Consider the following 17,573-nt stretch of genomic DNA (forward strand, 5'->3'; position numbering starts at 1 on the left):
CTTCGGTCTTGCGTTTCCGACTCTATCAGATCTTTTCTCGATCCGATTTCCTCGGTGCTTTCCAGGTTCCCGCTCTCGCGTTTCCCTTTCCGGCGATTCCGACTCTATCAGATCCTCTCGGCGTCTGACCCCCAGTCAGCGGGGCTTGTCTTCCCGGCCGTTGGGCCGTTCCGACGTCTCAAACCTTAGCGGATCCGCTCGGCGATTCCCAATCGGACCGTCGAGCCCCTATTCGAATTGAATTCAGGCATACCGAAATCAATCCCGTAGGGAGATCGTGCTGGTGGAGTGAGGTGCCGCTCGAGGCGGCGGGAGTGTCGTCGAGGAACCGTTACGGCTCCGTGGCAACCCGAAGAACTGTACGGACCTGGCAGGGTGGTGTCAAGCAACCCCTGTCAAGAACTTTTGTGGGGCTCAGTCCAGGTCGGTGAGCCGGCCACCGGCGTCCGGCTGGGCGTGCTCCACCCGGCGCAGGAGCCTGGTCAGCACCTCCCCGAGCACCATGCGCTCGGCGGGGCTGAGGTCCTGGAGCAGCTCCTCCTCGAAGACGGTGGCGAGGCGCATCGCCTCCAGCCACTTCTCGCGGCCCTCGGGAGTCAGCTCCACGATCACCCGGACGCGATTGGTCTCGTCACGCTCACGGGTGACCAGGCCCTCCGTCACCATGCGGTCGATCCGGTGGGTCATCGCGGCGGGCGTGAGGCCGAGCCGCTTGGCGAGTTCGCTGGGTCCCAGGCGGTACGGAGCGCCGGAGAGGACGAGGGCCTTGAGGACCTCCCACTCGGCGTTGCTGATGCCGAGGTCGGCGGTCTGGCGGCCGTACGCGACGTTCATACGGCGGTTCAGCCTGGACAGCGCCGACACGATCTTCTCGACCTGGGGGTCGAGGTCCTGGAACTCGCGCTGGTAGGCGGCGATCTGTTCTTCGAGGGTCGGCTCCGTGACGCCGGGCGTGTCGGCCATGGCCGCAGTATGGCACGACCCCCCTTTGCCTTGAAGTCCTTGACTGTGTACTCTTTAGCTTCGAACTTTAGCTTTGAAGTCTTCACTCCTAACTAGTGAGAGAGGTGAACGTGACCAGGGCGATGGGCGCAGCGATGCGCCGGATCCACGTGGGCAACGCACTCAGCGCATTCGGGCTCGGCTTCACGGTCCCCTACCTGTACGTCTACGTGGCGCAGGTGCGGGGCCTCGGGGCCATGACGGCGGGTCTCGTGCTCGCCGTCTTCGCCGTGGCCGCGCTGATCGTGCTGCCGTTCGCCGGCCGGGCGATCGTTCGCCGCGGTCCGCTGCCGGTTCTGCTCGCGGCCCTGGTCATCGCCGCGCTGGGTGCGCTGAGCCTGGGGCTCGCGGGCAACGCCGGCGCCGTACTGCTGTCCGCCGCGGCGCTCGGCGCCGGGCAGGCCGTGATGCAGCCGGCCCTGGCGACGATGATCGTGGACTGCTCCACGGCGGAGACCCGGTCGCGGGCGTTCGCGATGCAGTTCTTCCTGCAGAACCTGGGGCTGGGCGTTGGTGGCCTGATAGGCGGCCATCTCGTCGACACCACCCGGGTCTCCTCCTTCACTGTGCTGTTCGCGATCGAGGCGGCGATGTTCCTGCTGCTGGTCGCGGTGATGGCGACGGTGCGGATGCCGCACTCGCCGCGTATCGCCGACGCTCCGTCCGGTGGGACGAGGGGCAGCTGGAAGCGGCTGCTCGGGAACCGGGCGATGGTCCAGCTGTGTGTCCTGGGCTTCGTGCTGTTCTTCGCCTGCTACGGGCAGTTCGAGTCGGGGCTGAGCGCCTACGGCGTGGAGGCCGCGGGGATATCGACCTCGGCGCTCGGTACGGCGCTGGCCGCGAACACGCTGATGATCGTCGTCGCGCAGTTCGCCGTGCTGAAGTTCGTCGAGCGGCGCCGGCGGTCGCGGGTGATCGCCGGTGTGGGGCTGATCTGGGCCGTGGCGTGGCTCGCGGCGGGGTACGCGGGGCTCGGGCACGGCAGCCAGGAGATGGCCACGGCCGCGTTCGTGTCCACGTACGCGCTGTTCGGTCTGGGTGAGGCGATGCTGTCGCCGACGGTCGCTCCGCTGGTCGCGGATCTGGCGCCGGAGGGGATGGCCGGGCAGTACAACTCGGCTTTCGCCCTCGTCAAGCAGTTGGCGCTGGCTGTCGGGCCGGCGGTGGGCGGGCCTCTCGGTGCCTCGCTGCACGCGCCGTACGTCGTGACGTTCCTGCTGTTCTCGCTGGGGATCACGGTGCTGGCGTTGCGGCTGGGGCGTGGGCTGACTGTCGCGCAGGATCAGCCCTGGGCCGCCACGAGGAGTCGAGTGGTGGCCCGGGGTGCGGCTGCGGAGCCGGTTGCCGCGGGGGCGTAGGCACCCGGTGCTCGTGCGGACCGGGGGCCGGCTTCGCTTCCCCGCGCTCTCGGGGTGCCTCCCCCGCTCTCGGCGCCGCTCGAACCGGGGCTCCCATCGCGGCTGTCTTTCGCAACGGGCCCTAGCTCTTCGGGAGCAGGAACTCGCACCAGACTGCCTTGCCGCCGCCCGGGGTTCTTCTCGAGCCCCAGGCGGAGGCGATGGTGGCCACGATGGCGATTCCCCGGCCCGATTCGTCGGCCGGTTCCGCCTGGCGGCGGCGGGGGAGGTGGTCGTCGCCGTCGGTGACCTCGATGATCAGGCGGCGGTCAGTGCGCCGCAGCCGCAGGCGCATCGGGGGTGTGCCGTGCTGGAGGCTGTTGGCGACGAGCTCGCTGGTGGCGAGGACGCCCAGGTCGTGCAGTTCGGCGGGGAAGCGCCAGCTGGTCAGGACACCCGAGGCGAACGCTCTGGCCCGGGGGGCCGCTTCCACGCCGCCGAGGAGTTCCAGGGCCGCGTTGCGGAAGAGGTCGCCCTCCGGGCCCTTGCGGGCGGGGTGCTGAAGGACGAGGACGGCCACGTCGTCGTCGTGGTCGGCGGTGACGCCGGCCGAGCGGACCAGGCGGTCGCAGACGACCTGGGGGGCGCCGGTCGCACCGGACAGGGCGCGTTCCAAGGACGCGATGCCCTCGTCCAGGTCCTCGTTCCGGCGCTCGACCAGGCCGTCGGTGTAGAGAACCGCCGTGGAGCCGGGGCCCAGCGCGATCGAGCCGGAGGCGTGCATCCAGCCGCCGGTGCCGAGCGGCGGGCCGGTGGGCTCGTCGGCGCGCAGCACCGTGCCGCTCTCGTCGCGGACCAGGATCGGCAGATGGCCTGCGGAGGCGTACACCAGGCGGCCCTCGTTGGGGTCGTGGACGGCGTAGACGCAGGTGGCGATCTGGTTGGCGTCGATCTCGGTGGCGAGGCCGTCGAGGAGCTGGAGTACCTCGTGCGGGGGGAGGTCGAGGCGGGCGTAGGCCCGGACAGCCGTGCGGAGCTGGCCCATGACCGCGGCCGCCCGCACACCTCTGCCCATGACGTCGCCGATCACCAGGGCCGTGCGGCCGCCGCCGAGGGTGATCACGTCGTACCAGTCGCCGCCCACGGCGGCCTCGGTGCCGCCGGGCTGGTAGGTGGCGGCGATGCGCAGGTCGTCGGGTTGTTCGAGTTCCTGCGGTAGCAGAGAGCGCTGCAGGGTGACGGCGGTCTCGCGCTGGCGCCGCTCGCTGGCGCGCAGGCGTTCGGCGGCCTCGGCGTGGTCGGTGACGTCGGTGGCGAAGACGAGTACGCCGGCGTCACGGTCGCCGTCCTCGGCGACCGGGGTGCAGGTGAACGTGTACGAGCGGCCGTCGACGGCCTTGCGGGACTTGAGCGTGCGCGGTCTGCCGCTGCGCAGTACCTGGTCGAGGAGCGGGAGCAGGCCGAGTTCGGCGAGTTCCGGGAGCGCTTCGCGGGCGGGGGCGCCCGGGGGCCGCAGGCCGAAGGCCGAGGCGTAGGCGTCGTTGACGTAGGCGATGCGGTGGTCGGGGCCGTGGACGAGGGCGACGAGGGCCGGGACGCGGTCCAGGACTTCGCGCGCGGGCAGTTCGTCGACGGCGGGCACCGGCAGGGTTCCGTCGGCCGGCTGTCCGGCGCGGGCCATGGGCACGGAGCCTTCCCCCCGGCGGTCCGGGGAGACCGCGGTGTCGGTCCGCGCGGCGGCGCGGCGCTGCGTTCCGGGGAGCCGGGCGCTCCAACGCGTGAAGTTCACAGTGGGGAAAGCCTCGTGGGTGCTGAGGGCGGGCAGGTGCCCGTCCGAGGACGTGGGGCAGTCTGGCAGGTGGCCGTCCGCGGCGATATTCGTCAGACGCCGGGGCGGCCCGTGGAGTTCCCGGGTCCGGTCAGGACGACCCCTTCGGGTCGTCGGAGGGGCTGTGAGGAGGCTTTCCACCGGCCGCGAGTTCGAACTCCGCTCGGGGGTGTTCGAGTGAACCCAGCGAGACGATCTCCCGTTTGAAGAGCCCGGCGAGGGTCCACTCCGCCAGGACCCGGGCCTTGCGGTTGAAGGTGGGCACCCTGCTGAGGTGGTAGACGCGGTGCATGAACCAGGCAGGGTAGCCCTTCAGCTTGCGCCCGTAGATCTGGGCGACGCCCTTGTGCAGGCCGAGGGAGGCCACTGAGCCGACGTACTTGTGCGCGTACGTCTCCAGGGGCTCGCCGCGCAGCGCGTGGGCGATGTTGTCGCCGAGGACCCTGGCCTGGCGGACGGCGTGCTGGGCGTTGGGCGCCGTGTTGGTGCCGGGTTCGACGGCGGTGACGTCGGGGACTGCAGCGGCGTCGCCGGCGGCCCAGGCGTGCGGGGTGCCGTCGACGGACAGCTCGGCGGTGCACTTCAGGCGGCCGCGCGCGTCGAGGGGCAGGTCGGTGGCGGCGAGCAGCGGGTGCGGTTTGACGCCGGCCGTCCACACGAGCGTGCGGGTCGGGAAGCGCTGGCCGTCGCTGAGTACGGCGACACGGTCGGCGCAGGAGTCCAGGCGGGTGTTCAGCAGGACCTGGATGTTGCGGCGGCGCAGCTGGGTGACGGTGTAGCGGCCCATCTCCTCGCCCACCTCCGGCAGGATGCGGTCGGAGGCCTCGACGAGGATCCACTTCATGTCCTCGGGGCGGACGTTGTGGTAGTACCGCGCGGTGTAGCGGGCCATGTCCTGGAGCTCGCCGAGCGCCTCGACCCCGGCGTAGCCGCCGCCGACGACGACGAAGGTGAGGGCGGCGTCGCGGACCGCCGGGTCGCGGGTGGAGGAGGCGATGTCCATCTGCTCGATGACGTGGTTGCGCAGCCCGATGGCCTCTTCGACGGTCCGGAAGCCGATGCCGTACTCGGCGAGGCCGGGGATGGGCAGGGTGCGGGCCACCGAGCCGGGGGCGAGGACGAGTTCGTCGTAGCCGATGAGTTCGGCGGTCCTGCCCTCCTCGGCGGTGGCGAGGGTGGCGACGGCGGCGGTGCGCACCGCGTGGTCGATGGAGGTGACCTCGCCGACGACGATGTGGCACTGGTCCAGGACGCGGCGCAGCGGTACGACGACATGGCGGGGTGAGATGGAACCCGCGGCCGCCTCGGGGAGGAACGGCTGGTACGTCATGTAGGGGTCGGGAGTGACGACTGTGATGTCGGCCTCCCCCCGCCTGAGCTCCTGCTTCAGCCTCCGCTGCAGGCGCAGGGCCGTGTACATCCCGACGTAGCCGCCGCCGACAACCAGAATGCGCGCACGTTCCTTCACCATCCCATGACGCACCCGGCGCTCTTGTTTGTCCACAGCCCCGGCAATTTGTGTGACCGGCGAGCGGATGTGCGCGCTTCGGCGCGCGCTGCCGGCAGGGGGAGAAAGCGGGCAGGTCAGCAGGGGCGGGCGAGAGGGGGCGAAGGTGCGTTATCGGGGCGTAACTGACCCGTACTCCGATCGAGGGGCGCACTGTGCGGAACCTGCCCCTTCTGAATTGACTGCCTCTCAACTATGTTCGTGTGTCGACGGGGTGTAGGGGATGTGGTCGACGGGTCCGCGAAGGCGGTCCCGCTCGGGACCGATGCCAGGTCCGCGCACTCCGGATTCAGTGGCGGGGAGTCTCCGGGGGGAGACGTCATTTACCGGGGGAAACACATGCATGTTCAGGACACTCATTGGTCGTCGGCAGCCACCCTCACCTCGGGTGGCGCGGCGGTGGGCGCGGCGGCGGACAACGGGCGCGCGGACTCGGCGCGTACGACGCCGCTGCGGGTGGACGCACAGCGCAATCTGGAGCACGTGCTGCGTGCGGCGCGTGAGGTGTTCGGCGAGCTGGGGTACGGCGCGCCGATGGAGGACGTGGCACGGCGGGCGCGGGTCGGGGTCGGCACGGTGTACCGGCGCTTCCCGAGCAAGGACGTGCTGGTCCGGCGGATAGCCGAGGAGGAGACCGCGCGGCTCACCGAGCAGGCGCGGACCGCGCTCGGGCAGGAGGACGAGCCGTGGTCGGCGCTGTCCCGCTTCCTGCGGACGTCCGTGGCGTCGGGGGCGGGGCGGTTGCTGCCGCCGCAGGTGCTGCGGGTCGGCTCCGGCGGTCCGGGCGAGTCGGGCGGCCCTGTCGGGCTGGTGGGCAGGGTCGGTGTGAGTGGTCCGGTGGGTCCGGGCGGCTCGGGCGATGAGCCCCGGGTGCCGCAGCAGCGGGTGCAGCCGGGCGCCGGTGAGCTGCGGCTGGTGCCGGAGGACGGGTCCCCGGCCGTGGCCGACGACGCCGGGGTCGGCGCGCTGCTCGAGGTCGTCGGGCAGTTGGTGGCGCGGGCCCGGGAAGCGGGGGAGCTGCGGACGGACGTGTCCGTGGCCGACGTGCTGCTCGTGATCGCCACGGCGGCGCCCTCGCTGCCGGACGCGGCGCAGCAGGCCGCGGCTTCGGCGCGGTTGCTGGACATCCTGCTGGAGGGGCTCCGGTCCCGGCCGGCGTAGCGGCGGCGGCAGCCCGCCGCCCCGGCTCCGCTGCGGCGGGGTCTTCACACACCCGCACCACCCGTGCGCCATCGCGGCCGGGCGGTGCGGGTGGCCCGCGTGGTGTGCGCGGGCACCACCGGTCCGGCGCCAACTGGGCGCTGTCCGGCCGAATTTCTCGTTCGGGTGACGCCTGGTACTGCGGAGATCGGCGCTGTGGCACCCTGAGCCGGTGACGGGTTGGGCTTTGCCGGTTTCGGGGGCTTTGCGCGATGGGCGTTGACGGGTGGGACGAGTCGCGTGATGACGGTGACGCCGAGGCCGGAGGGCTGACCTCGCCGCAGGTGCCGAAGCAGGGCGGCCCGGCCGGGGCGCCCGCCGAGGCAGGCGTGCCCGCCCAGCGGGACGGCAGGGCACCCTCGCCGCGCCGGACGCCGCCCGCGGACGGCGAGCTGATCCACCGGATGCGCACGGGCGACGACCTGGCCTACGAGGAGCTGTACCGGCGGCACGCGGACGCCGTGCGGCGCTACGCCCGTACCTGCTGCCGTGACGCGCACACCGCGGACGACCTCACCGCCGAGGTCTTCGCCGGAATGCTTCAGGCGGTACGGGGCGGCGCGGGGCCCGAGTACGCCGTGCGCGCCTATCTGCTGACCTCGGTGCGGCGCGTGGCCGCGCGCTGGGCCAGGTCCGCACGGCGTGAGCAACTCGTGGACGACTTCGCCCTGTTCGCCCAGCAGGCCGCGCGGCCCGTCGAGGGGGCCGGTGACGACGCGGTGGACGTGGGCGCCGATGTGCGTGCGCTGCACGAGGCCGAGCAGTCCATGGCGCTGCGTGCGTTCCGTTCGCTGCCCGAGCGCTGGCAGGCGGTGCTGTGGCACACCGAGGTGGAGGACGAGTCGCCCAGTGAGGTGGCCGTGCTGTTCGGGCTGGACGCCAACGGCACCCGGGTGTTGGCGAGCCGGGCCCGGGAGGGGCTGAAGCAGGCCTATCTGCAGGCCCATGTCAGCGCGGCGCTGACCGGTGACGGGGAGTGCGCCCGTTACGCCGACCAGCTCGGCACCTATGCCCGGCGCAAGCTGCGGCTGCGCGCCGAGCGGGGGCTGCGCCAGCACCTGGAGGAGTGCGCCAGGTGCCGGCTGGCGGCGGCGCAGATCGAGGAGGTCGCGGGCGGTATTCCGGCGGTGGTGCCGGTCGCGGTCATCGGCTGGTTCGGGGCCGCCGGGTACGGGAAGGTCCTCGGGATCATCGCCGGAGGCGCCGGAGCGGGCGCCGTGGGGGCCGCCGCGGCCGGCGGGTCCTCCGCGGGTTCGGGTGCGGGCGGGGCGGCCGCCGCCGAGGGGCTCGGGGCGCCGGTGAAGGCCGGGATCGCGGCCGGTGTGGTCGCGGTGGCCGCGGCCGCGGTGGCGCTGGCCCTGGTGAACGACGGCCGTCCGGCGAAGGAGGTGGCCGGGCCGTCGCCGTCCGCCCCCGTCGTGCGGACACCGCGGCCGTCGGTCTCACCGTCGGCGCCCGCTTCGGCGCCCGCTTCGCCGCCCACCACGGGGAAGCCGCCCGTCGCGCCGCCGGTGGTGCCGGTCTCCAGGACGAGCCCGGCGCCGGCCTCTTCGGCTCCCGCACCCGCGCCGCAGCCGACGGTTGCTCCGCGGCCCGCCTCGGCGCCGAGTCCCGGTCCGAGTCCGACGGCCACTCCCAGTCCGGCTCCCACTCCCCCGCCGGCTCCCGTCGTCTACGAGTGGAGCGGCCTGCGTTATGACGTCAACGGCGACGGGGCCGTGCCGGAGATGCGGCTGTGGGGGAGCAGTTGGGTGTGGCAGCGGTACGGGATGTCCGTCGGCGGGAAGCGGTACGCGCGCGGTGTCAGCGTGCACGGCGGGTCGTCGGTGATCGTCGACCTCAATCGCCGGTGCACCGCGTATGACGCGCGCGTCGGCGTCGACGACATGACGCTCGGGCTCGGCAAGGTCGTGTTCTCCGTGTACGCCGACGGGGTTCCGGTGTGGCGGTCCGGGGTGGTCGGGGGGCGGGACGCGGCCGTGCCCGTGCATGTCGATCTCACCGGGCGGCAGACCGTACGGCTGGCGGTGGCGCCGGAGGGCGGGGTGCTCGGGCAGGCCGCGCTTGCCGACTGGGCGGAGGCGCGGTTCAGCTGTTGATCGTGTCTGTGCGGGGGGTTTTCGGCGGGGTTCTGCTGTGCCGGTGTTGTTGGTTCTCGGCCTGTGCTTGGGGGGTTTGCTGAGCCGGTGTTCGCTCGGCGCCCTGAGACGTCGGTGCCCGGGGGTGGCTTGCTGAGCCGGTGTTCGCTCGGCGCCCTGAGAGCGGTGGGCCGGGGGTTGGGTCGCGCACCCGCGCTGACGGGGTGCCGCTGCGCCCACCCGTGCCGCCCCTAGCGGCACGCATGCCCGCAGCTACGCGCGCTCGGGTGCCCGTCAGCCGCTGATGGGCGGGCGCCGGCCCTGGCCGCGCACAGGCCCGCAACTACGCAGGCACGTCGGCCGCCGACAAGTGGGCGGCCGGGCCTGGGCTGGACTGCCGGCAGTCCTGGTGCCCCGGTGCTGACGGGGGCGGGCGCCCACGAAGCGGCACGACCGCCCGCGGCTGCGCGGTGTGTCGGCCGCTGATGGGTGGGCGCCGCCCCTGGCTGCGTACGTGTCCGCCCGTAGCCGGGCGGGTTCGGGTGCCCGGGGCGGAGTGGGGCCCGTTGGGCGTGGCTGCACGAGCGCCTCAACCACCGCCGGGCCGGCGCCCGGTGCAGTCGTCAGGCGCCGGAGGCCAGGGCGTTTTTGCGGGGTTGGATGCCGGAGGGGACCGCTCGGGCGCGGGCCGGGGTGCCGGTCCAGCAGGTGCCGCGGCGGGCCAGCAGGCGGCGGAGCCAGAGTTCGAGGGCGGTCAGGTCGGCCAGGCCGTCCAGGGGGAGGGGCTCGCCCGTCGCGGCGGCGCGGACGGCCTTGCGGATCACTCGGGCCTCCACCAGGCCCGCGTCCGCCAGCAGGGGTGTGGCGAAGAGGTCCATCAGGTCGTCGGCGGCGAGGCGCAGGCCGGCGCGGGTGGCCGCCGCCGAGGAGGCGTGGGACGGGGCGCCCCAGCCGGGCGGGAGGTCGGTGACTCCGGCGCCCTCCAGGACCCGGCGCAGGACGGAGGCACGGGCGCCGGGCTGGACGCGCAGGGCCTCGGGGAGGGCGCGGCAGGCGCGGACGACCTGGTTGTCGAGGAAGGGCGCGTGCAGCCGCTGGGAGCGGACCTCGGCGGCCTGCTCCAGGACGCGGAGGTCGGCGGCGTGGCGGGCGAGGGCGGCACGCGCGCGGTAGTCGCCGGGGCGCTGGCCGGAGCCGAGGGCGGACCGGTCCGCCTCCCCTTGCAGCAGAACCGATACTTCAGCCAGTGCCTCCCCGGTCAGCCAGCGGGCCGCCGGGCCGGGTCTCGCCCAGGTGAGTCCGGCGAGGGAGGCGCCGACCGCGCCCTTGGGCTCGTCGAAGCGGTGGCGCATCAGCCGCTCGGCGAGCAGTTCCAGGCCCGTCCGGTACGGGGTACGGGCCAGCCGACGGGCGGCGCTGTACACGCGCGCGGGGACCATCACCGAGCCGTCGGCCCGGGCGAGCGCGGCGACCGGCCGGACCAGGTGACGCCGTCTGCGGTCCAGGAGGAGGTCCGCGAGGCGGGCGGGGTGGGCGTCCAGGACCTGGCGGGCGCCGTGTCCGGTGAAGTGGTCGGCGCTGCCGGCGGCGAGGCGGGCGCGGTGGCGGGCGGCCGTCACCAGGGAGGGGCCCGGCTCGTCGGTGAGGGGGCCGTCGAGATCGGCGTACGGCAGGCTCTCCTCGCCGCCGGTGACCACCACGTGGTGCAGGCGCGGGTTGGCCGCGAGGGTGCCCGCGCGCTCGACCTCGGACTCGCGGCCGCGGACGGCGAGGTCGTTGAAGGTGACGGCGAGCAGCCGCTCCCCGGCGCCCGTGCCGTGGCCGAGCAGCGTGCCGGGCCTGCCGGGCAGCCCGGCGGCCAGCAGGGCGAGGGTGCCGGAGGCGGGCCCGCCGGAGAGGTCGGCGCCGATGCCGGGCACGGGCATCCCGCGTGCGGCCCGCCGTTCGGCCGGTCCCATGCCGGGCACCGGCCCGGGGTCGAGGTCGGGCACGTGCCGGGGTGCCGACAGGCGCGCGCGCACCGCCTCGACGAGGGCGTCCCGTACGGCGTCCACCGCGAGGTCCGGGTCGGCGGGGGGTGCGGCCACCGCGAGGGAGGCGACCGGCTCGTAGCCGGTGATCTCGCGTGCTCCGGCGCGCAGGACGAGCGCATGCCCCGGCGGGACGCGCCGCACGCCCTCGTACGGGGTGGTGTCGCGCAGCGCGGCCGGTACGTCGGGGGCGGCGAGCAGGGCCGCCAGGTGGCCGAAGTCGAGGTTGGCCTCGATGAGGTCGGCGAGCGGCAGCGCTGCGGTGGCGTAGGCCGTGCCGCCGGCCCAGGGGGTGTGGAAGACCGGGCGGGCGCCCGCGAGGTCGCCGCAGACGGTGATGCGGCGGCCCACCTGGACGACGGCCGTGTAGCTGCCCGGCCAGGTGGTCAGATGGCGCACCGCGCCCCCGCGCGCGGTGAACAGGCCGCGCCGCAGTTCCTCGTCGCCGGCGCCGCAGGTGCCGAAGACGGCGATGCGGTTCTGCGCGTCGGCGTGCACCACGCGCACCTCGTCGGGGCGCCAGTCGCCGACCGCCCACAGCGGGTCGGGGTCGCCCCACAGGAGGTGGGAGCCGACCGGGTGCAGCGTCTCGCCGTCGTATCCCGTGGCGCCCGCGGAGCCGATCTGGGCGACACCAGTGGCGGTGCTGCTCCAACCCACCAACCACCGCATCGACGCCTCCACAGAGCGTGGACAACCAGTGCACCGTACGAACCGGGACCCATGCTGCCATGAAGAACGCGCTACGGAGGCGCGGTGACGCCGCCTTCGATCGAGGGAAACCGGTGCCGGAGGCCGCAGGGGGCGGCAGAGTATCGGTTGCGGGCCGGTGGGTGAACACCCGGGCGGCCAGGCGTGGATGGCAGAAGCGGGCACGATAGGTGCGACGCGAATGCGCCCCCTGTATGCGCCCCGAAAACGCCCTTCACGCCCTCAAGTCCCGTGGTGGGGGCGGTAATCACTCATCCGCAGCGGGGACTATTTTCAGCCAAATCGGGGACAGGCGCACGGGTTTGAGCACGCTCCGTACAGGCCTGCGCAAGGCCCTCCGGTACGGGGACGCGCACGGTCCGGGAGGCGGTCTTCGCCTCCCGGACCGGTCCGCCACCCGCGGGGATGAAGGCGGCGGTGTCCCCCAGCCCACTGGATCCAGTACAGCGGGCCGACCCACGCGACAGCCATGGAACCGCTCCCCGGATGGCCGGAGAAGAGCGCACGGACGGGCGCACGGCCACACGTGCGGGGGCACGCCGCGAGTCCCCGTGCACGGTGCGTACAGGGCCGTACTCCCGTACGGACCACAATCCCGCCATCCGGAACAATGCCCCTTAACGCTTGGGATGCGGCGAACTACGCTGGGTTTACGAATGCCGCACGGTTATGCCAGCGCGGCAGCCGTCTGTGTCGAGGGGTGACGCATGTCCAGGGAGCAACGCGGGCCGAACGACAAACTCGGCACCGTTCTCGCCCTCGCGGGAATCAGCAACGCGGGACTCGCGCGACGCGTCAACGACCTTGGCGCCCAACGCGGGCTGACGCTTCGCTACGACAAGACCTCGGTGGCGCGCTGGGTCTCGAAGGGGATGGTGCCGCAGGGCGCGGCGCCGCACCTCATCGCGGCCGCCATAGGCCAGAAGCTCGGCCGCCCGGTGCCGCTCCACGAGATAGGCCTGGCGGACGCGGATCCCGCACCCGAAGTGGGCCTCGCCTTCCCCCGGGACGTGGGGCAGGCGGTGAAGTCGGCCACCGAGCTGTACCGGCTCGACCTGGCCGGACGACGGGCCGGCTCCGGCGGCATCTGGCAGTCCCTCGCGGGGTCGTTCGCGGTGACCGCGTACGCGACGCCCGCGTCGCGGTGGCTGATAACCCCCGCCGACAGTTCGGTCGCGCGGGAGGCGAACTCCGCCGAGGGCTCCGGCGCACCGATCAAAGTCGGCCACAGCGATGTGCAGAAGCTGCGGGAGGCCGCCGAGGACGCCAGGCGCTGGGACTCCAAGTACGGAGGCGGCGACTGGCGTTCGTCCATGGTGCCGGAGTGCCTGCGGGTGGAGGCGGCGCCGCTGCTGCTCGGCTCCTACTCGGACGAAGTGGGCCGTGCCCTGTTCGGGGCCTCCGCCGAACTGACCCGGCTGGCCGGCTGGATGGCCTTCGACACCGGGCAGCAGGAGGCGGCCCAGCGGTACTACATCCAGGCGCTGCGGCTCGCCCGCGCGGCGGCGGACGTCCCGCTCGGGGGTTATGTGCTGGCGTCCATGTCGCTGCAGGCGACGTACCGGGGCTTCGGCGACGAGGGCGTCGACCTGGCGCAGGCGGCCCTGGAGCGCAACAGGGGACTGGCGACCGCCCGCACCATGAGTTTCTTCCGGCTGGTGGAGGCGCGGGCACACGCGCGTGCGGGGGACGCGCCGGCCGCCGGCGCGGCACTGAAGGCGGCGGAGAGCTGGCTCGAGCGATCCAGGGACGGTGACAACGACCCTTCTTGGCTTGGTTTCTATGGTTATGACCGGTTCGCCGCCGACGCGGCGGAGTGCTACCGCGATCTGAAGGCGCCGCGCCAGGTGCGGCGGTTCACCGAGCAGGCGCTGTCGAAGCCGACGGAGGAGTTCGTGCGGTCGCACGGGCTGCGCCTCGTGGTGTCCGCCGTCGCCGAGCTGGAGTCGGGCAATCTGGACGCCGCCTGCGAGCAGGGGGTGCGGGCCGTCGAGGTGGCCGGGCGGATCTCCTCCGCGCGCACCACCGAGTACGTGAAGGACCTGCTGCACCGGCTGGAGCCGTACGGGGACGAGCCGCGGGTGGTGGAGCTGCGGGAACGGGCCCGGCCTCTGCTGGTGGCTCCCGCATAGGACCCCCGGTCCGGGTTTGAAGGCATTGTCAGTGGCGCAGTGCACTATCGGAGCCGGGAGGTGGTGCGGGTGCGTGAGGGTGCGTACGACTGCGACGTGCTGGTGATCGGAGGCGGGATCGTCGGCCTGTCGACGGCCTACGCGATCACGCGTGCGGCGCCGGGTACGCGGGTGACCGTGCTGGAGAAGGAGCCGGGGCCCGCCCGGCACCAGACGGGGCGCAACAGCGGGGTCATCCACAGCGGCGTCTACTACCGGCCGGGCTCGCTCAAGGCCCGGTTCGCCGTGCGCGGCGCGGCCGAGATGGTGAAGTTCTGCGCCGAGTACGGCATCGCGCACGCCGTCACCGGGAAGCTCATCGTCGCCACCGAGCGGGACGAGCTCCCCCGGCTGCACGCCCTCGTGCAGCGCGGCCGGGAGAACGGCATACAGGTGCGCGAGCTGGGCGCCGCGCAGATCGGCGAGTACGAGCCGGAGGTGCGCGGGCTGGCCGCGATCCACGTCGGCACGACGGGAGTGTGCGACTTCGTGGGCGTGGCCCGGCAGCTCGCGCGGGCCTCGGGGGCGGAGATCCGGTACGGCGCGCGGGTGATCCGGGTGGACCGGCGCCCGGAGCGGGGCGTGGCCGTGCTGACCGCGGCCGGGGACGTCGTCCGGGGCCGGGTGCTGGTGAACTGCGCCGGGCTGCACTGCGACGAGGTGGCCCGGCTGACCGGGGACGAGCCCGGCGTGCGGATCGTGCCGTTCCGCGGCGAGTACTACGAGCTGGCGCGGCCGGAGCTGGTGCGCGGGCTGGTGTATCCGGTGCCGGATCCGGCGTTCCCGTTCCTCGGGGTGCATCTGACCCGGGGGATCGACGGCGGTGTGCACATCGGGCCGAACGCGGTCCCGGCCCTGGCCCGCGAGGGATACGGGTGGGGGGTCGTACGGCCCGGGGAGCTGGCCGGGACGGTGGCGTGGCCCGGCTCGTGGGTGATGGCCCGGCGGCACTGGCGGTACGGCGCCGGGGAGCTGCGGCGGTCGGTGTCCAAGGGGGCGTTCCTGACGGCGGTGCGCAGGCTGGTGCCGGCCGTGGAGGAGGCGGACCTGGTGCGCGCCCCCGCCGGGGTGCGGGCGCAGGCGGTGCTGCGGGACGGGACGCTGGTGGACGACTTCCTCATCCGGGAGGGGAGCCGGGCGGTGCACGTGCTCAACGCCCCGTCCCCCGCGGCGACCGCTTCGCTGCCGATCGGCCGGGAGATCGGACGCCGGGCGCTGGACATGCTCGGTGCGCTGTGACACCCGTGCGCTGTGACGTCGGCCTCCGCTTCGGGTGCCGTCCCGGGAAATCGCGCCACCGCCGTAATATCGGTGTCACTGTGTCTGACTCGCTGAACCTCCCCGAAGCCCCCCGGCCCGCGACCGCCGCCGCGCCGCGGCCCTCGCACGTCCCCGGTGTGTCCGTGCGGCACAGCCGGGCCAAGGGGGAGCCGCGGTTCCCCGACGGGCCGAGGGCCGACCCGGCCGGATCGCACTTCGAGCGGCGGATCCGGAGTTTCCAGCCGCGGCGCAGCCGGGTCACGGCGGGGCAGGCCGACGCGCTGCAGCGGCTGTGGCCGAAGTGGGGCCTGGACATCGACGGGCAGTGCGTCATCGACCTCGGCGAGCTGTTCGGCGGCAACGGTCCCGTCGTGCTGGAGATCGGGTTCGGGATGGGTGAGGCCACCGCGCGGATGGCTGCCGGGGATCCCGGCACCAACATCCTCGCGGTCGACGTGCACACCCCTGGCCAGGGCAACCTGCTCAATCTCGCCGACCAGAGCGGGCTGTCCAACGTCCGGGTGGCCAACGGCGACGCCATCATCCTGCTCCGGGAGATGCTCGCGCCCGACTCGCTCGACGGGCTGCGCGTGTACTTCCCCGACCCCTGGCCCAAGAAGCGGCACCACAAGCGGCGGCTGATCCAGCCCGAGTTCCTGACGCTGGCCGCGAGCCGGCTCAGGCCGGGTGCGGTCGTGCACTGCGCGACCGACTGGGAGCCGTACGCCGAGCAGATGCTCGAGGTGCTCACCGCGCACCCGGACTTCGAGAACACCCGGGCGGACGGCGGTTTCGCGCCGCGTCCGCAGTTCCGGCCGCTGACCCGTTTCGAGGGACAGGGGCTGGAAAAGGGACACGTGGTGAACGATCTGCTCTTCCGCCGCGTACCGCACCGGGATCGCTAGGCCCTGTCCTTCCGACCAGCACCAGCACCAGCACCAGCACCAGCCCGTTCCCCGGTCACCGTTAGGGTCGATGCCGTGGCCATCAGTCCTCCGTACCCGAGCTACTCCCCCGGCCCCGGAAGCGGAACGCACCCGCACTGGTGGCAGCGCCGGTGGGTGCGCTACGGGGCGCTGATCACGCTGCTGGCGCTGTCCGGCCTGGTCATCCTGGCGCTGGTGCGCCGGCAGACCGGCACCACGGGCTTCCTGGTCGGTCTCGGGCTCGCCGTGCTGCCCGTGCCCTGGCTCCTCGCCGCCTTCCGCTGGCTGGACCGGGTCGAGCCCGGCCCCTCGCGGAACCTGGTCTTCGCGTTCGCCTGGGGCGCCTGCGCGGCGGCGCTGATAGCCATCGTCGCCAACAGTTTCGCGACGAAGTGGATAGCCACCTCGACCGCCGATCCCGCCGGTGCCGACACCCTGGGCGCCACCCTGATAGCGCCGGTCGTGGAGGAGTCGGCGAAGGCCGCGGCCGTGCTGCTGGTCTTCCTCTTCCGCAGACGGGACTTCACCGGGATCGTCGACGGCGTGGTGATAGCCGGGGTCACCGCCACCGGCTTCGCGTTCACCGAGAACATCCTCTACCTGGGAACGGCATTCGGGACCGACCAGCTCAGCGGCGGCCACGGCATCGCCTCCGTCACCGCCGCCACCTTCTTCGTGCGCGTCGTGATGTCCCCGTTCGCGCATCCCCTGTTCACCGTGCTCACCGGCATCGGCTTCGGCGTCGCGGCGCTCTCGACCGAACGGCAGCCCGCCCGGCGCGTGCTGGTCCCGCTCGGCGGACTGCTGCTGGCGATGAGCATGCACGCCCTGTGGAACGGCTCCGCCACCTTCGGCCAGTTCGGGTTCCTCGCCGTCTACGCCGCCTTCATGGTGCCCGCGTTCGGGCTGCTGACCTGGCTGGCGGTCTGGACCCGGCAGCGGGAGCTGCGGACCGTGCGGGAGGAACTGCCGGCGTATGTGTTCGCGGGGTGGCTCGGGCCGGCCGAGCCGTTTGTCCTCGGGTCGATGCGGGCGCGCCGCGCCGCCCGGGACCACGCCCGCCGCCACTTCGGCGGGCGGCCCGCCGCGCGGGCGGTCGCGCAGTACGAGGCGTACGCCACCTCGCTGGCCTTCCTGCGGCACCGGGGGCGGCGGGGACGGGCCGGCGCCGATTCCGCCGCGCGGGAGCAGGAGCTGCTCGCCGAGCTGTGGCGGCGCCGGGAGGTGGCCCGGCCGGCGCTGGAGCACGCGGCCAGGACCGTGGCCCCGATGCCGGCGACCTCGGCGTACTGGGGGCGGTACGGGTATCCGGCCATGCCCGCCGGGCATCCGGGGGCGTACGGGCACCCGGCGGCATACGGGCACCCGGCGGTGCCCTACGGGTATCCGGCGGCGCCGTACGGCAACCAGACGGTGCCGTACGGGAACCAGGCGGCGCCGTACGGAAACCAGGCGGCGCCGTACGGAAACCCGCCCGGGCCGCCGGCCCGGTACCCCGGGTGCCACCCGTACCGGCCCTAGCC

General features: G+C 73.4%; 11 protein-coding genes. 7 read left to right on the top strand and 4 right to left on the bottom strand.

Annotation, left to right across the window (positions count from 1 at the left end):
- Positions 1-414 precede the first annotated feature (414 nt).
- Positions 415-963, bottom strand: a complete 549-nt coding sequence (locus tag AB0924_RS37800) for a MarR family transcriptional regulator (protein WP_358940029.1) — start codon at positions 961-963, stop codon at positions 415-417.
- A 134-nt stretch (positions 964-1,097) separates the two neighbouring features.
- Here AB0924_RS37800 and AB0924_RS37805 point away from each other — a divergent pair, with 134 nt between their 5' ends.
- Positions 1,098-2,360: an MFS transporter gene (locus AB0924_RS37805; RefSeq protein WP_366913933.1), complete on the top strand. Its 1,263-nt coding sequence runs from the start codon at positions 1,098-1,100 to the stop codon at positions 2,358-2,360.
- 121 nt (positions 2,361-2,481) lie between these two features.
- Here AB0924_RS37805 and AB0924_RS37810 read toward each other — a convergent pair whose 3' ends face one another.
- Both AB0924_RS37810 and AB0924_RS37815 read right to left on the bottom strand, forming a co-directional pair.
- Positions 2,482-4,128, bottom strand: a complete 1,647-nt coding sequence (locus AB0924_RS37810; RefSeq protein ID WP_358940028.1) for a SpoIIE family protein phosphatase — start codon at positions 4,126-4,128, stop codon at positions 2,482-2,484.
- 130 nt (positions 4,129-4,258) lie between these two features.
- Positions 4,259-5,638, bottom strand: coding sequence for an FAD-dependent oxidoreductase (locus AB0924_RS37815; RefSeq protein WP_358940027.1), 1,380 nt, complete (start codon positions 5,636-5,638; stop codon positions 4,259-4,261).
- A 375-nt stretch (positions 5,639-6,013) separates the two neighbouring features.
- Here AB0924_RS37815 and AB0924_RS37820 point away from each other — a divergent pair, with 375 nt between their 5' ends.
- Positions 6,014-6,835, top strand: coding sequence for a helix-turn-helix domain-containing protein (locus AB0924_RS37820; RefSeq protein ID WP_366913924.1), 822 nt, complete (start codon positions 6,014-6,016; stop codon positions 6,833-6,835).
- A gap of 251 nt (positions 6,836-7,086) precedes the next feature.
- Positions 7,087-8,973 (top strand): sigma-70 family RNA polymerase sigma factor, encoded by a 1,887-nt coding sequence (locus tag AB0924_RS37825; protein ID WP_366913925.1) that lies wholly within the window; start codon positions 7,087-7,089, stop codon positions 8,971-8,973.
- Positions 8,974-9,575: 602 nt separating this feature from the next.
- Here the strand turns inward: AB0924_RS37825 and AB0924_RS37830 are convergent.
- Positions 9,576-11,654, bottom strand: a complete 2,079-nt coding sequence (locus tag AB0924_RS37830; RefSeq protein ID WP_366913926.1) for an asparagine synthase-related protein — start codon at positions 11,652-11,654, stop codon at positions 9,576-9,578.
- 746 nt (positions 11,655-12,400) lie between these two features.
- Between AB0924_RS37830 and AB0924_RS37835 the strand changes: the two genes are divergently transcribed.
- From AB0924_RS37835 to AB0924_RS37850, 4 genes are all read left to right on the top strand, one after another.
- Positions 12,401-13,825 (top strand): MFS transporter, encoded by a 1,425-nt coding sequence (locus AB0924_RS37835; protein WP_358940023.1) that lies wholly within the window; start codon positions 12,401-12,403, stop codon positions 13,823-13,825.
- A 60-nt stretch (positions 13,826-13,885) separates the two neighbouring features.
- Positions 13,886-15,103, top strand: a complete 1,218-nt coding sequence (gene lhgO / locus AB0924_RS37840; RefSeq protein WP_366913935.1) for an L-2-hydroxyglutarate oxidase — start codon at positions 13,886-13,888, stop codon at positions 15,101-15,103.
- 80 nt (positions 15,104-15,183) lie between these two features.
- Positions 15,184-16,029 (top strand): tRNA (guanosine(46)-N7)-methyltransferase TrmB, encoded by an 846-nt coding sequence (trmB, locus tag AB0924_RS37845; protein ID WP_366913927.1) that lies wholly within the window; start codon positions 15,184-15,186, stop codon positions 16,027-16,029.
- A gap of 75 nt (positions 16,030-16,104) precedes the next feature.
- Complete coding sequence (locus AB0924_RS37850) at positions 16,105-17,571, top strand: PrsW family glutamic-type intramembrane protease (RefSeq protein WP_366913929.1); 1,467 nt, start codon at positions 16,105-16,107, stop codon at positions 17,569-17,571.
- Positions 17,572-17,573 lie beyond the last annotated feature (2 nt).

The organism is Streptomyces sp. NPDC047869 (assembly GCF_040704065.1).
Lineage (GTDB): Bacteria > Actinomycetota > Actinomycetes > Streptomycetales > Streptomycetaceae > Streptomyces.

What these genes read in the sequence shown, in the direction of transcription:
- AB0924_RS37800 (WP_358940029.1), bottom strand. Translation starts at nt 963, where the DNA reads ATGGCCGACACGCCCGGCGTCACGGAGCCGACCCTCGAAGAACAGATC.
- AB0924_RS37805 (WP_366913933.1), top strand. Translation starts at nt 1,098, where the DNA reads ATGCGCCGGATCCACGTGGGCAACGCACTCAGCGCATTCGGGCTCGGC.
- AB0924_RS37815 (WP_358940027.1), bottom strand. Translation starts at nt 5,638, where the DNA reads ATGGTGAAGGAACGTGCGCGCATTCTGGTTGTCGGCGGCGGCTACGTC.
- AB0924_RS37820 (WP_366913924.1), top strand. Translation starts at nt 6,014, where the DNA reads ATGCATGTTCAGGACACTCATTGGTCGTCGGCAGCCACCCTCACCTCG.
- AB0924_RS37825 (WP_366913925.1), top strand. Translation starts at nt 7,087, where the DNA reads ATGGGCGTTGACGGGTGGGACGAGTCGCGTGATGACGGTGACGCCGAG.
- AB0924_RS37830 (WP_366913926.1), bottom strand. Translation starts at nt 11,654, where the DNA reads ATGCGGTGGTTGGTGGGTTGGAGCAGCACCGCCACTGGTGTCGCCCAG.
- AB0924_RS37835 (WP_358940023.1), top strand. Translation starts at nt 12,401, where the DNA reads ATGTCCAGGGAGCAACGCGGGCCGAACGACAAACTCGGCACCGTTCTC.